This window comes from Pandoraea thiooxydans (assembly GCF_001931675.1).
GTDB classification, from domain to species: Bacteria; Pseudomonadota; Gammaproteobacteria; order Burkholderiales; family Burkholderiaceae; genus Pandoraea; species Pandoraea thiooxydans.
The window spans coordinates 3,091,853-3,106,456 of sequence record NZ_CP014839.1 but is presented as its reverse complement, the minus strand read 5'-3'; the positions used below and the strand labels follow the sequence as shown (position 1 = coordinate 3,106,456).

General features: G+C 64.6%; 5 protein-coding genes. 4 read left to right on the top strand and 1 reads right to left on the bottom strand.

Features of this window, described 5'->3' with window-relative positions; all coding sequences use genetic code 11:
* The first annotated feature begins 21 nt into the window (after positions 1-21).
* On the top strand, positions 22-1,428 hold the full coding sequence (locus PATSB16_RS14190) for a tyrosine phenol-lyase (protein ID WP_047214769.1): 1,407 nt from the start codon (positions 22-24) through the stop codon (positions 1,426-1,428).
* Between the two features lie 34 nt (positions 1,429-1,462).
* On the top strand, positions 1,463-2,983 hold the full coding sequence (locus PATSB16_RS14185; protein ID WP_072628655.1) for an NAD(P)/FAD-dependent oxidoreductase: 1,521 nt from the start codon (positions 1,463-1,465) through the stop codon (positions 2,981-2,983).
* On the opposite strand, the gene PATSB16_RS14180 is transcribed toward PATSB16_RS14185, so the two are convergent.
* Positions 2,904-3,653 carry a hypothetical protein gene (locus PATSB16_RS14180; RefSeq protein WP_156884756.1) on the bottom strand — a complete coding sequence of 250 codons (750 nt, stop codon included), beginning with the start codon at positions 3,651-3,653 and terminating at the stop codon, positions 2,904-2,906. The genes PATSB16_RS14185 and PATSB16_RS14180 overlap by 80 nt on opposite strands.
* 345 nt (positions 3,654-3,998) lie before the next feature.
* Between PATSB16_RS14180 and PATSB16_RS14175 the strand changes: the two genes are divergently transcribed.
* Both PATSB16_RS14175 and PATSB16_RS14170 read left to right on the top strand, forming a co-directional pair.
* Entirely contained in the window at positions 3,999-13,115 is a 9,117-nt protein-coding gene (locus PATSB16_RS14175; RefSeq protein ID WP_047214767.1) for a DUF4781 domain-containing protein, read from the top strand.
* Positions 13,116-13,414: 299 nt separating this feature from the next.
* Positions 13,415-14,551, top strand: a complete 1,137-nt coding sequence (locus tag PATSB16_RS14170; protein ID WP_072628654.1) for a histidine decarboxylase — start codon at positions 13,415-13,417, stop codon at positions 14,549-14,551.
* Positions 14,552-14,604: the final 53 nt, after the last annotated feature.

Sequence of the window (14,604 nt, the reverse complement as noted above, 5' to 3'; positions counted from 1 at the left end):
ACCCCACTCACGGAGCGATTTATGTCAGACGAGCGTATGCCCCCCATCAACGACGAACTGCTCTACAGTGTCGAACCTTACAAGATCAAGGTGGTCGAGCCGCTCAGGGCCACCACCTTGATCGAGCGGAAGGTGGCCATCGAGACGGCTGGCTACAATCCGATACTGCTGCGCGCCGAGGACGTGTTCATCGATTTGCTGACCGACAGCGGCACCGGCGCGATGAGCGACCGGCAGTGGGCCGGCATGATGCTGGGCGACGAAGCTTATGCCGGCAGCAAGAATTTCTATCATCTGCAGGCGACCGTGCGCGAGCACTACGGTTATCGGCATATTGTGCCGACCCATCAGGGGCGCGGCGCCGAGCACATACTCTCGCAGATGCTGATCAAGCCCGGCGACTATGTGCCCGGGAATATGTATTTCCCGAGCACGCGCCTGCACCAGGAACTGGCCGGCGGCACGTTCGTCGACGTGATCGTCGACGGCTCCTATGACCCGGCCAACTCCATGCCTTTCAAGGGCAACGTCGATCTAGCCAAATTCGATGCGCTGATCGCGCGTGTGGGCGCCGAACGCATCCCCTACATCAGCCTGGCGGCTACCGTGAATATGGCCGGCGGCCAGCCGATCTCGATGGCCAACCTGCGCGCGGTCCGAGAGCTGGCCGACGCGCATGGCATCCGTGTCGTGCTCGATGCGGCCCGGGCAGTCGAGAATGCCTATTTCATTCAGCAGCGCGAGGACGGCCATCGGCACAAGCGGGTGGCCGACATTCTGCTGGCGATGTGCGCGTTGACCGATGCGTCGACCATGAGCGGCAAGAAGGATGCGCTGGTCAATATCGGTGGCTGGCTTGCCGTCAACGACGATGCGCTATACGAGCAGGCCAGCAATCTGGCGCTGGCCTATGAGGGGTTGCACACCTATGGCGGCCTGGCCGGGCGCGATATGGAGGCGATGGCGCTGGGCATCCGGGAGTCGGTGCAGGAAGAGCACATTCATGCGCGCGTCAGGCAGGTCGAATATCTCGGCGAGAAATTGCGCGAGCGCGGCATTCCGATCGTCGAGCCGGTCGGCGGGCACGCGGTCTACCTCGACGCCCGGCGCTTTTTGCCTCATATCGAGCAAACCGAATTCCCGGCGCATCGGCTGGCGGTGGAGTTGTACATGGAGGCGGGCATTCGCTCGGTCGAGCGCGGCATTCTCTCGGCCGGACGCAACGCGCAGACTGGCGAGCACAACCCCGCGGCACTGGAGCTGGTGCGCCTGGCCATACCGCGACGCGTCTACACCCAATCGCATCTGGATCTGGTGGCGCTGGCGATCGAGCGCGTCTATCGCCGACGCGAGACGCTGCGCGGCCTGAAACTGGTGCACGAGCCGAACCACCTGCGTTTTTTCCAGGCGCGTTTCGAATTGCTGTGACGTCGCGCAATTGAATTCCCGGAGTCAATCGCTGATGCAACTCCCGCAACGTACAAAAGTCCTGGTGGTCGGCGGCGGCCCGGCCGGTTCGACCGCCGCCGGCTTCCTCGCGCGCGACGGCATCGACGTGGTGTTGCTCGAGCGCGATATGTTCCCCCGCTATCACGTCGGCGAATCGCTGTTGCCTTCATGCCTGGAAGTTCTGGAACTGCTGGGTGCGCGCGAATTTATCGAAGCGCAAGGGTTTGTGCGCAAACCCGGCGCCTACCTGCATTGGCAGGGCGAGCAGTGGACGCTCGATTTCGGCGAGCTTCGCGGCCGCTACCAGCATAGCTTCCAGGTGTCTCGCGCAACGTTCGATGCGCTGTTGCTGCAGCACGCGCGCCGGCTCGGCGCGCACGTCGCGGAGGGCGCGAACGTGCGGGAATTGGAATTTTGCGGCGAACGCCCGGTGGCCGCACAATGGGTGGGGCGTGATGGGGCGAAGCATCGCATCGCTTTCGATTATCTGGTCGACGCCAGCGGCCGCAGCGGCCTGATGGCCACGCGCTACCTGAAAAACCGGCAGATGCACGAGGTGTTCAAACATATTGCGCTGTGGGGCTACTGGAGCGACGTTCCGCAGCCGAACGAGGCGCGCGACGGCGCGATCACGGTCGCCTCGATTCCTGACGGCTGGCTGTGGGCGATTCCGCTGGCCGACGGCACCATGAGCATCGGCGCGGTGCTGCGTAAAGATGCATACGTCGCGGCACGCAAGCGCGCCATGCTCAAGCAGATTTATCGCGATTGCATCGCCGCCTCTGACTTGATCTCGCGTATTACCGCCTCCGGGCGCCTGGTCTCGCCGGTCAGGAGTGAGCAGGATTATTCATATCGCTCGAGCGCGTTTGCCGGCCCCGGCTATTTCCTGACGGGCGACGCAGCTTGCTTTCTCGATCCGCTGCTGTCGAGCGGCGTGCATCTGGCGATGTATGGCGCCACCCTGGCCGCCGCGTGTCTGGGCAGCACGTTGCGCGCGGAAATCGACGAAGCGCAGGCGAGCGCCTTTTACGAGCATAACTATCGCCAGGCATATACGCGCTTTTTGGTGTTCGTCACGGCGTTCTATCAGGTGCAGAGCCGCTTCGGCTACTTCGACGAAGCACGTCGCCTGACGCATCACGACGTCGCGCACGGCGATGTGCAAAGCGCATTTCGCAACCTGGTCTCGGGGCTCGAAGATTTCGCCGATGCCGAAGGTACCGCCACGCATCTGCTCGGGCAGATGACTCGACGCATTGAAGAGAACCTCGTATTGCGCCGCGACAAGGCCGCGCTGCGGTCGCCAGAACTGCGCGCGCAGGCGGAGCAAAGCGCGCAGTTTTTCGATGCGGTCGAAGGGCTTTCGATGCTCTCGCCGCAGTGCGCCGATGGTGACTTTTATGTGTGTACCGAACCGCGCCTGAGCGTCAGGCCAAAGCGGGCGCGCTTACCTATGACGACGGCGCCACAGGTGGCAGACGCGCGATACGCTGTGGCAGATGCGGCAGCGCCGCGCTCAGGTAGTCGCTGATGATGCCCACAAAGTGCGTAACTGGCAGTACCAGGCTCTCGAATAGCGACAACGACACGGCGAATTGCGTCGCGTCGATATCGACGGGTTCGAGGATGACCACCCGTTCGAGCCGCGAGGCGAGCCCGGGTTTGAGAAACGGCGAAACCATGCCGGGCGCAAGCCCCAACTCCGAGGCCACGTCGAAAGAGGTGGGGTTGATCGTGAAGCTGCCGTTGGCCGATGCCGGCAGACAATCACGCGCGGCGAGAGCCCGCCGGGATGGGCGGCTGATGCGCCAGGCGCCGACGCCGGTGGCCAGCAGGTAGGCGCTGCCGCATTTGAGGGACAGCGTCTTTTGCACCAGCACGTCGCCTGGCATATGAGACTGCTTGGCGCTTGCCGAATAGGTGGGTTCGTGATGATGAACCCGCGCCGCAAGATCGCCAACGCCGTGTGCACTGGCGATGCGCATGAGCAGCGCGATCGCCTCGGCGGCCACGGTGCCGGCACCCATGTCGGTTTCCCGGCGGTCGAGTTTCTCTCGAGCGTTCCGCTGTTCGGAATGCGGCGTACCCAGCAGTGCAGCCAGCGTGCCGGGGGCGGTATGCGCATCGTGACGTCGCGCAGCGAAGGCGTGATACGCCAGCATCTCTGCGTCATTGACCCGTGGTGCAAGTGCCTGTTGCATGAGGTCCTCACTATCGTTGTGCTTCGCGGTCTTGACGGAAGATCGATAGCAATATAGGCAATGGCGGCGCGACCGGAGCAGGAATATTTCGTAATCCGGTACGTATTTTCGGACGAAAACTACGCGTCTTTGTGGCGTGTCGCGCGACGCCGCATCACCACACGTCCATAACTTCCAGTATCGACATACAAATTTCCGTAGTTTTCGGCGGACTGATGCTGCATATCGCCAGTCTGGCTACGAATTGCGCGAATTGTGACTCCTATATGACACGCGAAGAATCGTGGTGAGGAGCGGGTGCTCCGGTATCCGCGTGCGCGTCGAATAAATAATAAGGAGAGACCGATGTTGATCATGCCAGCAGATGGTGGTGGGCCTGTGGAGCTGCCGGTACACCCGGCGAGTACGAGCGGGGCCACGCCCAAGGCTGGCGCGACGGGAGGCAGCGGGGATAAGAGCACGGCGGTGCCGGCGGGGCAGGTGAACGCGTCGAGCCTGAGCGCGCAGCAGGCGCTGCTGGCGGCGGAGCAGGAGACGGCGCGGCGGCTGGCGGCCGCGCAGGCGCAGACCAAGGTGGTGCAGGCGGCGCTGCAAAAGCAATACCCGTACGGGATGAGCGATGCGCAGTGGCAGGCCTATCTGCAGAAAGACCCGCAGGGACAGAAATTCAACCAGGACTGGCTGGCGGTGCAGCGCTCGGCGGCCAACCAGTTGAGGCTGGCGGGCGACGGGGCGAAGGACCCGAGCGGGGCGGGGGCGGCGATCGACAGCGAGGCGGCCAAGCTCAAGGCCAGCGGCAAAGGGGACGCGACGCTCAAGCTGCTGGTCGACGACGCGGTAAAAAGCGTCAAGGGGCAGAGCGCGGCGAGCCGGGCGACCAGCGAGCGGGCGTTCCGGATGGAGATCGTGAATCAGACGCCGGGGGCGACGGACGCGCAAAAGAGCACGGCGCTGAACGACTTCAACCAGGCGCTGGGCCACGAGATCGCGCTGCAGGCCGCGCAGCTGCACCTGAAGAACGCGCAGGCGGACATGGCGGCGCTGAACAAGGAGCCGGGCGGGGCGCGGCGGGCGGACTACGGCGACGTGAGCAGCGAGCTGAGCCGGGCGCAAAGCGAATACGCGCAGGTGCAGGCCGGTCACGACGATGCGGGGGTGGACGTAAGCCCGGCCGAGCAGCAGCAGGCGGCGCAGGCGGTGGCGCAAGGCCACAGCACGGAGCTGTACTCGCTGGGGGATAAAAGCGACCCGCTGAGCGTGCCCGGGGAGACGGCGGTGATCTCGGCGCAGCAAATGCTGCAACACTACGTGGCCAACGTGAACCCGAACGACCCGACGCTGACGCCGGCGCAAAAGCAGTTGGCGCAAAGCGACCCGGTGGCGTTCGCGCAGGTGCAGATGAGCGGGGTGCAGATCGACCCGTCGCAGATCAAGAACGGGTGGGAGAAGCAGCTGGCGCAGAGCAACCCGCTGGAGTACGCGATCTACAAGATGACGGGGGTCGACGCGACGGGCGTGAATCCGGACGATCCGAGCTTGAGCGCGACGGACAAGACGGAGCTGCACAACAAGGACTACCTGCAATACGCGATCGCGCACGCGAGCCAGAGTGCGCAAGCGAAGATTGGTCTGCTGCTGGGCTCGGGGCAGACGGTGCGGTTCAACCGGGTGCAAAGCCAGGTGAACCAGCTCACGCAGGGCACGCGCACGAGCGCGAACGATGCGAAGGCGCTGCAGATCCTGCAGACGAACATGAGCCAGGCGCTGCTGCCGGGCGAAGCCGACGCGTTGTGGACCCAGATCGGGGCGCCGAAATTCAGTGCGAGCTACCTGCAAAGCCAGTTCAACGCGCTGATGAAGAGTCCTGGCCGTGAGCCGAGCAACGATCCGAGCGTGATCCAGGCGCAGCACGACGACACGATGAACGCGGACAAGGTGGGCAAGTGGCTGCAGCAGATGACGAAGAACGCGCCGCCGCAGTTTGCGGCGCTGGCGCTGGACACGATCCAGAAGAACTTCAACGAGCACTGGTTCGAGTCGAACACGGGGACGCCGGCGATGGGCCGGGGGACGGACTTCTACAAGGGGCTGAGCCAGGCGGTGCAGGTGGCCGATGCGCAGGACCCGCAGGCGCACCAATACGCGGACAGCACGGCGCAGTGGCTGCTGGCGGCGAGCAACCTGAAGGGGGGAGAGACGGGCAAGGCGGGGCCGATGATCTTCATCATCCAGGGCGGAGGTGATGGAGGGATGACGTTTCAGAGCGTGCGCGACGCGATGAGCGGCGGGTACGGCACGGACCTGGCCGATGCGCTGAACCGTCAGATCGGCACGGCCAAGAGCGGGCCGCCGCCGGGCAACTTCACGATGGCGTACCAGCTGGGCAGCCAGGAAGCCGCCGGCAAGCAAAACAGCCAATACGCGCAGCAAAGCTATCAGAGCTTCCTGCAGACTGCGCCGGCCACCCTGAAAGCCTACTTCAACGACATCGGGCAACACTACGGCACCGGGTCGTCGCAGTTCGGCGACACGACCCAACTGGACAACTTCATCGCGGCCGGGCTGAACATGGCGCCCGATGCGGTGGCGATGCCCACGGCACCGGGAGCCAACGGGCAGGGGACGCAGGCGCAATCGCCGCTGATGACCGCGCAGTGGCTCAGGCAGGCCGGGTATGCGGCGCCGCAAAGCGGGGGCAAGCCGATCTCCAACGAAGCGTGGGCGCAATTGATCGTGAGCGGGCAGTATGCATTGCCGCTGACATCCAATGGGCAATTGCTCAGCGCGCAGGAGCTGGCCAAGGCGCTGGCGGACAATCAATACGCGGGGGTCAAGCCGCCCACCGACGGCCATGGCCATGCGTTGAGCGCGGCGCAGATTGCCAAGGCGCTGAGTGCGGGGCAATACCGGATTCCATCGACGGGACAGGTGAACTTCGGTGCGCAGGCGACGCTGGACGGGCGGCACGCGGTGCCGGTCGATATCTACGGCAAGCCGCTCTCGGAAGGCGAGTTGCTGCATCAGATCAGCATCGGCACCTATCAGGGTGAGAACCTGTATGCGCACAATCCCAAGTTCGCGGACATCGTGACGCCGATCGCCAAGCAGTTGCAGACGGTGGCGGGGGTGAGCTTGCCGAGCCAGGCAAGCGCGCCCGGCGCGAGCGGGGCACCCATGCTGACGGTCAGCCTGATCCCGACGTTCTATGCGTCGAACGACGGCGGAGCGAGCCCATCGGGCTTGTTCGGCGTCACCGACAAGAGCAGTCATCACACCAAGCTGATCGACGATCGCGGCTGGCACTACGACAACCTGAGCGACTATCAGCACAACAACGCACTGTCAGGCGGCAAACTGTACGTGCCGACGTGGCTGCAGACTCGCAACGACGCGCAGCCCGGCGGGATCGAGCTGGCCAGCTACAGCAAGGGCCCTGCAGGGGCGATGGACATTGCCTACAGCCAAGTGGACTCTCACCAGACCACCGGCTGGCAGCACGTGGAGAATGTGCTAAGCATCGGGGCTGAGTTGGTGACGGCGGCCGCGGGTACGGCGCTGCTGTTCACGGGGGTGGGCACGGCGCTGGGTGTGACACTGCTGGGCGTAACGGCGGCGGGCGTAGGGTGGGGGATGTATACCTCGGTCGAGGATTTACACAATATGGCGGAGCATGGCGGGACGATCAATCCGTTTGCCGATGGGCGCGCGCGCATGGACTGGGGGATGTTGGCGGTGAGCGCGTTTGGGCTGGGCGCGAGCGGGGCCACGTTGCGCGGTGCACGGCTGCTGATGCTGGCCAAGACACTGCCGGAGGCCGAGCAGGCGGGGGTGTTGGCCGATGCGATGAAGTGGGACACGCTGGCCTCGCGGATCAATCGACCGGCGATGGTGGGCGGGACGTATCAGATGGTCAATCAAGGTGAGTCGTTGATTCGCAACTGGGACCAAATGAGCGGGGAGCAGAAGTGGAGCCAGTTGGCGATGATCGGGATGAATTTAACGCCGTTCTTCGCTGGCAAATACATCAAATCGCTGCGGGGCGAAATCATGCAACAGCAGGCCTCGAACCAGCGCGTGCTCGATGCGCAGGCACAAGCGCAGACCGGCGCGGGGCAGGATGGCTCGGGGGGCCTGTTCCAACCCGGCGGGTCGCCCGATGGCAACGTCTTGCCGACCGCCGGCACGATGCCGGCGGTGAACGTGGCGAACCCGTCGAACACCACCCGTACGACCACTGCGGCGGGCGCCAGCGGGGCAGGCGATCCTGCCCAGTCGGTCAATGCCGTGCAGGGGGGCGGCACCAACGGCAGTGCGAACAACGGCACCGGAAATCAGCAAGGCGGCACCGGGAGCAACGCTGTGCCGACGCTGCTCTATACCGGCGCCGACGTCGCTGCCTTGTACGATGCGGTCGCGCTTGGACAACTCCAGGAGGGGCAGTTCGTCTATCTGCTGCAAAGCGCTGAACCGACATCGAAGCTGCAGCGCGGGGTGGTGTTGGCCGACGGCGTGGTGCGGGGCCGGCGCATCGAATGGCGGGCCAATGACCCCAGCGTTACGCTGGGCCGCGACACCCACTTCGTCGTGACCTCGCAGGACTTGTCCATCGTTTATGGAAGCCTGGGCCAGGGCCGCGCCGGCATCGGTCCCTACGCGCTGTTTCAGGGGCAACGGGGCTGGATCATGCCCGAGGCGGTGGCCGCCGCCGAGGCCAACGGCACCTTGTCGGGCTATTTCGCGCCGCGAGGGAATGCGCCTGCGGTGAACTGGTCGTCCACCTGGATGCCGGAGACGCTGGCCGCGCCGCCCATGACGCAGGCGCTGCTGTATCGCGGCGCCGACGTGCAGGCCTTGTACGAGGATGCCGCGGCTGGCCGTCTGGCGCCGGGCGCGCAGGTCACGCTGGTGTGGAAAGGCGCGCCGACGGCGAATCTCGACGCGCCGGTCGTGCTGGCCGAAGGGCGTATCAACGACATTGGCCAACTGCAATGGCTGACCAATAATCCCAATGTCACGCTGGGTGCCGACACACACTTCGTCGTGACGCGCGATCCGGTTTCCGCCACGACGCCGGTCGGCCCCTACGCACTGCATGCCGCCGGTCGCTGGGTGCCGAACGAACAGCTCGTCCTGGCCGAGCAACAGGGCGCGCTGGGCGGGTATTTCCCAACGGTGAGCTTCGAACCCGATGCCCAGGGCGTGCCATGGACACCGACCTGGACGCCGTGGGCGCCCGACCCGGCCGCGCTGCCGGATACCGCACCGCCCGAAGGCCAGATGCGCGTCTACGGCGGCACGCAGATGGCAGCGGTCAACGACGCCGCCTGGAATGGCGAGTTGCCCGCCGGCACGCAAGTGCACGTCGTCACGAGCCGCACGCCCGGGCCGAACTTCGAGCAGGGCGCATTACGCGTATCGGGTGCCGTCGACCCGTACGGCAAGATCGTCTGGGGCGAACCCCACCAGAGCGGCGGCAATGCGGGTGGGCAGGGCGACCCTCAGTCCCAGTCCCAGTCTCAATCCCAGCCGCAGCAGCCGCTGGTGATGACGCTGGGCCCCAATGAGCATATCGTCGTCAACGACCTCGCCCCGCAAGACGTCGCCGCGCGCTTCGCTTCCGGGCAGGGGCTCGGCCCTTATGCGGTATATGACGGGGCGAACGGCTGGATTGCGCATGACGTCGTGTCCGATCCCGCGTGGCAAGCCCAACGACGCGCGCCGGCCGGGCCGGCGCGAACCTGGCGCCCGGTCGCGCCGGCCGGCGTGGCGCGCCTGTATCGCGGCACGGACGTGCAGGCGCTGTATCGCGACGCCAACACCGGCGCTCTGCTCACCGGCGAGCCTACTGGCGAGGGCGCCTCGCAGGATGCGAACACGCAATATGTTTATCTGGTGCGCCATGCCAGGCCCGGCCTGAACCTCAAGGGCGGCGAGGTGTTGGGCTGGGGCCAGGTCAACCGCAACGGCGGCATCGCCTGGAGCGCTGAAGGCAGTCCCGTGACGCTCGGCGCCGATACGCATTTCGTGGTGACCGACGTGGCGCCCGACGCGATGCCGGCGCGCCTGACGCAATCCGGTCTGCGCTATTCCGTATATGACGAGAATGCCGGATGGCTGCCTCACAAGAGCCTGGCGAATGCCCGGCGGAATGGCACGCTTGCCAGCATTTTCCCGGCGACCCTGCCCGACACGGGGGGCGAACCGACGGTGTGGACACCGCTCGATGCGACGATGGCCTCGGGCGGTGTCACCACCTTGCCCACCATGGTGCGCACGGGCCAGGCCGGGACCATGGTCGACGAGGAGAACTTCCATCCGAATCCCGCCGGCCCGCGTCAACTGCGCGGCTGGGAGCGTGTGGCGGATACCGTAGGCGGCTTATTCACGCGCCGCGCGCCGTCCTACGATGCCCAGACCTACACGAAGCTTTACAGTGAACTGCAAGGGAAAATGACCTCCGAGGCGTTCGCCGAACTGGGTTTGCCGGCACCTGGTTCGTTTGCCCCCGACGACATGACGCGCGTGCTGGCGGCCGTTCCCGGTGGGCTCGAGCATGTCATCGCGGACGTGCATGCCCACAGCATGGGTTACGACCGGCGCAGCGGCAACCTGTTCGTCGCGCTGCTGGACAAGTCGGGCAAATACGAGCGGATCCTGTTCGGTTCGATCCCGCAGTTCTGTGGAGGCGATGGGCATTATTCGACAGTCACGCCGGCACCGGCCACCATGAAGAATGCCGCAGTGCTCGATGACCGCGTGGCCGGGGACTTCACGAGGCTCTACCAGCAGGACCCAGCGTTGGCCGCGAAGGCCGATCTGTCGATCACCGGAGTCGAGTTCAGCCCCAACAGCAAGCAGGATCCGGTGGCCTACGTGCAGTCGTTGCTCAAGCGCTATCCGGGGCTGTTCAAAAGTATCGGCGAAATTACCGCCAACAAGGAAATGATTACGCTGCAGTTGGGGCCCGACGCGTGGGACGTCAACAGCGCGGCGTTTCACGCATTGCTGAAATTCGCCAACGAGTCCGGCATTGCGATCGTGCTGCATAACGACTGGAGTGTGCACGGCATCGACGAGGCGGGTCGCCCGGCTGCCGTCAAGCAGTATTACGAAAACTTCGACAAGATGATCGAGGTGCTGTCGCGGCCCGAATATCGCAACGTCAATGTGGTGCTGGCGCATACCGGCATCAGCCGGTTCGGCCGGCCCAACGATGAAATGATCAGCGGTTACGTGAAGGTGGTGAACCCGGACGGCACCAGCACGCGCAAGTTGATCACGGCACCGGAGCACATTCACAAGCTGTACCAGTTATTCGCGAATGTGCCCAATGCACGGGCGGATATTTCGTGGAACGACGTGACACAGGCCTATACGGATAATCCGAACCTGCGCAGCGCCCTGGTCGACTTCATCGTCGACAACAAGGACCGCCTGCTGTTCGGCAGCGATACCGTCAAGCCGGTCAACACAGGGCAGTACAACCAGGCGCTCAATACCGGTTCGCCGCTGTTCGCGGCCATCGCCGCGCGTGATCCGATGGCGCTGTGGCAACTGTTGCGCGGCAATTATGAGGCGCTGATGGCCGATGCGGAAACCCGCACGGTAGCCTGGACCCGGGCGGAACTGACCAGCGAGGGGCGCTTCAAGGATATCGCCGCGATGGACCAGATGCTGGCGACGCTGCAGCAACATCGTTCGGAGTTGCAGCGCGGGGCCTGGCGCGCATTCAACGATTGGCTCGCCGCGTTCGACCGTATTCAGCAAAGCGCAGCCGAAGGCGGCACCGACAGTATCGTGGTGCCTGGCACGACGGTGCCGGCCGGCGGCGCGGCGCAGCCGGCCGGGGCGACAAATCCAGGCGCATTTCCCGTGCTCTACGACAGCTATGGCGCACCGCAGGATCAAAACATCGTTTGGCACGATCAGGCGGTGGACAGCGGCAACCCAACCGGGCTTGGCACCACTGGCGGGCGCAACAACGATTCCCTGCCGCGCCAACTGACTGCCGGCGCCTTGGCAGTGAGCACTGCGACTGCCGCGGCGAGCGCCGAGGCAGCCGGCTTGAGCGACCCTTCGGTGGCTGGTGCGATCGATTCCAACGCAGCCAATGCCGGCGCGTTCGATGTGCGCGGCTTGCTGATCGGCGTCAAGACGCTGTACGGCGAAAAAATGCGGCTCGATTGGGAATCGATTTTCGAACAGGGGCATGTGACGCGGGATTCGCTCAACCGCTTCGTTGGCCGCCTGGCCGACCTGGCGCCCCATCTGGGTATCACCGATGCGCAAATCGCACGCACCGCGGCGTTGACCGAGCAGTTTTGGGAGAACTACAAATTCTTGCGTGATTTGCCCGTCGATCCGACGCGCGGCTGGACCGCCGAGCAGAAATTCCATGCGATCATGGCCAAGGTCGGCGAGTATCAGATTACTGTTGACCGAACGATCGGCACGCAGGCCTCGTCGATCAACGCGCTCGATGCGCGGGCGCCGGCCGGCAAACTGTATCGCGCGGGCGTGCTTGGCACCTACTTGTTCAACGATGCGGCGACGGCGGCCTGGGCGATGGGCGGCAACGTCGATTTTTCGTCACCGCAGGCGGCGGTGGCCACGGCATTCCACACGATCTTCGGTGCAGCCAATACGGCGATGACGTTGCATACCATCGCCGCGATGTCAGGCGGCCTCGCCAAAGTGACTTGGGAATCCAGCCGACTCTCGAAGTGGGTGCAAGGCGGTGCGATGACGGCGCTGGGCGCGGGCGGCCTGACGTGGACCGCGCTAGATTTGATCAACACGCGTGGCACCGGCGGGCCGGTGAGCGCCGCGCTCGACAGCCTGTTTACGCTGGGAACGATATGGGCGGCGCGCAATGAAATGAACAAGAGCCTGGCGCGCCCGATGGTTGGCCCCGGTGCGTTGGCCAAGCCCTATTATCTGCTGGCGGGCGGCCTGGTGGCGCGCGAACTGATTCAACTCAGCGGCGGCGCCATTGCATTGCCTGCCGGCCAGCGTCGGCACCGTGCTGATAGCACCTCGCTCCTGCTGCAGAACCTGCAAGCGCAAAACGCGGCCCAGTCTACTGACACGGGGTTGCGAGACGACACCTATATTGCGGTGCCGCTCGACTTGCCGCTGGGCGCCGGCACGACATTGCGCACGAGTGGGCCGAACGGTGCGGTCGTCACGGCGTCCAGCTTGGTCAACGATCTTGGCGGACCAGGCCAACCGGAGGCATCGTTTTCCTATCGCGTCGCGCCGGGCGATTCGCTGTGGAAAATCGTGTCGGAAAATCTGCCGGCCCTGCTGTCGCCAGCGCAGCAGTTGCGGGCGTCGTTGATGACTTCCGACGAGGAAGCGACACTGGCGCTCCAACAGTTCTACCGGCTTGACCCGCAGTTCGATCCGAATCTGTTCGCTGGGGAGATGATTGAATTCGGCGCGTCGCCGTCGCAGGCGTGAACGAGGCGCGAGCGTATCCACGCCGCCGCCCGGGTCGGCGCGTTGCCTCCGAGCACAGGGAAACATACAAGAATTTGTAGTCCGACGCGGTCCTCGGCGCCTTGTCGCCGTTCACGCTACGAATCAAGCACATTGCGACTTGGTTGCAGGACGTGAAAAAATAGCGGACAGGATCGGGGCGGTGTGCTTGTGCATGCGACCCTATGCACAAGTGCGAGAGGATCCTACACGCGACGAATGCCGTGGCGTGCTCTCTTCGGTACAGACGATTGGGGGCGGGCTTGTCAGGTCCCGAGGCAATGAAAAATTTAGATACCCCGACGTTGAACGGACTGACCGAGATGCGCTTGCGGGCTCTGTCCGCGCGGCTGTCGGACGAGCGTAGCCGCTTTATCGGCTTTCCCGCCGCACTCGATTTCGACGCAGTGGGGCTCGAACCGATCATGCGCACATTGCTCAATAATGTCGGCGATCCTTTCGTGCGCACTTGGCACGGCATGAACACCAAAGACTTCGAACAGGAAGTCATCGCGTTTTTTGCCAAATTGTTCCGCGCTCCCGAGGATGGCTATTGGGGGTATGTCACGAACGGCAGCACCGAATGCAATCTCTATGCGCTGTATGTGGCGCGCGAAAAATATCCGGCCGCGCCGGTGTATTACTCGAGTGCCGCGCATTACAGCGTGCCCAAGAACGTTCATCTGCTGGGCATGCGCGGTGTGGTCGTGCCGGCGCAGCCAAGCGGTGAGATGGATTACGCCGCGCTCCAACAGTTGGCCGGCGCACAAATGTCGAGCGCAGCCATTGTCGTGGCCACCATCGGCACGACCATGACCGAGGCCAGGGACAGCGTCACGAGCATTCAGCGGGCGCTGCAAGCGGCCGGCGTGCGAGAGTCTCACGTGCACGCCGATGGTGCGCTCGCCGGGGCGTATGCCGGACTGTTGACGCCGCGCTGGCCGTTCGACTTTCAGGACGGGGCCAGCAGCGTCAATGTCAGCGGTCACAAGTTTTTGGGCTCGCCGATGCCGTCGGGTGTGGTGATCGTCAAGCGCGCCGATATCGAGCGCGTGCGACGCAGTGCGAACTACACCGGATCCATCGATCGCACCATCAGCGGCTCGCGCAATGGCCATTTGCCGCTTATTTTGTGGCACGCCATTCAGCGCTGGGGCGTGATGGGGTTCAAGCATCGCGCCGAGCAGGGCTTGGCGTTGGCGGCTTACGCGCACGCCGAACTCCAGCGCATCGGCTGGGACAGTTGGCGCAATCCCCAGGCCCTGACTGTCATGCTCGCCGCACCGCCGGAGCAGCTCATTTTCAAGTGGCAGCTGGCCACGGCCGATGGATGGTCTCACGTGATCTGCATGCCCGGCGTGCGCAAGGCCATGATCGACGCGTTTGTTGCCGATCTTGGCGAGGTCAGGCCGCATTGACATCCGCGGGCGGGCGCATCCATGGCTGCATGGGGCGCCCAGCGGCGCCCCGC

Bases quoted from the DNA above. Each gene is read 5' to 3' on its own strand.
- PATSB16_RS14190 (WP_047214769.1), top strand. From the start codon at position 22: ATGTCAGACGAGCGTATGCCCCCCATCAACGACGAACTGCTCTACAGT.
- PATSB16_RS14185 (WP_072628655.1), top strand. From the start codon at position 1,463: ATGCAACTCCCGCAACGTACAAAAGTCCTGGTGGTCGGCGGCGGCCCG.
- PATSB16_RS14180 (WP_156884756.1), bottom strand. From the start codon at position 3,653: ATGCAACAGGCACTTGCACCACGGGTCAATGACGCAGAGATGCTGGCG.
- PATSB16_RS14175 (WP_047214767.1), top strand. From the start codon at position 3,999: ATGTTGATCATGCCAGCAGATGGTGGTGGGCCTGTGGAGCTGCCGGTA.
- PATSB16_RS14170 (WP_072628654.1), top strand. From the start codon at position 13,415: ATGAAAAATTTAGATACCCCGACGTTGAACGGACTGACCGAGATGCGC.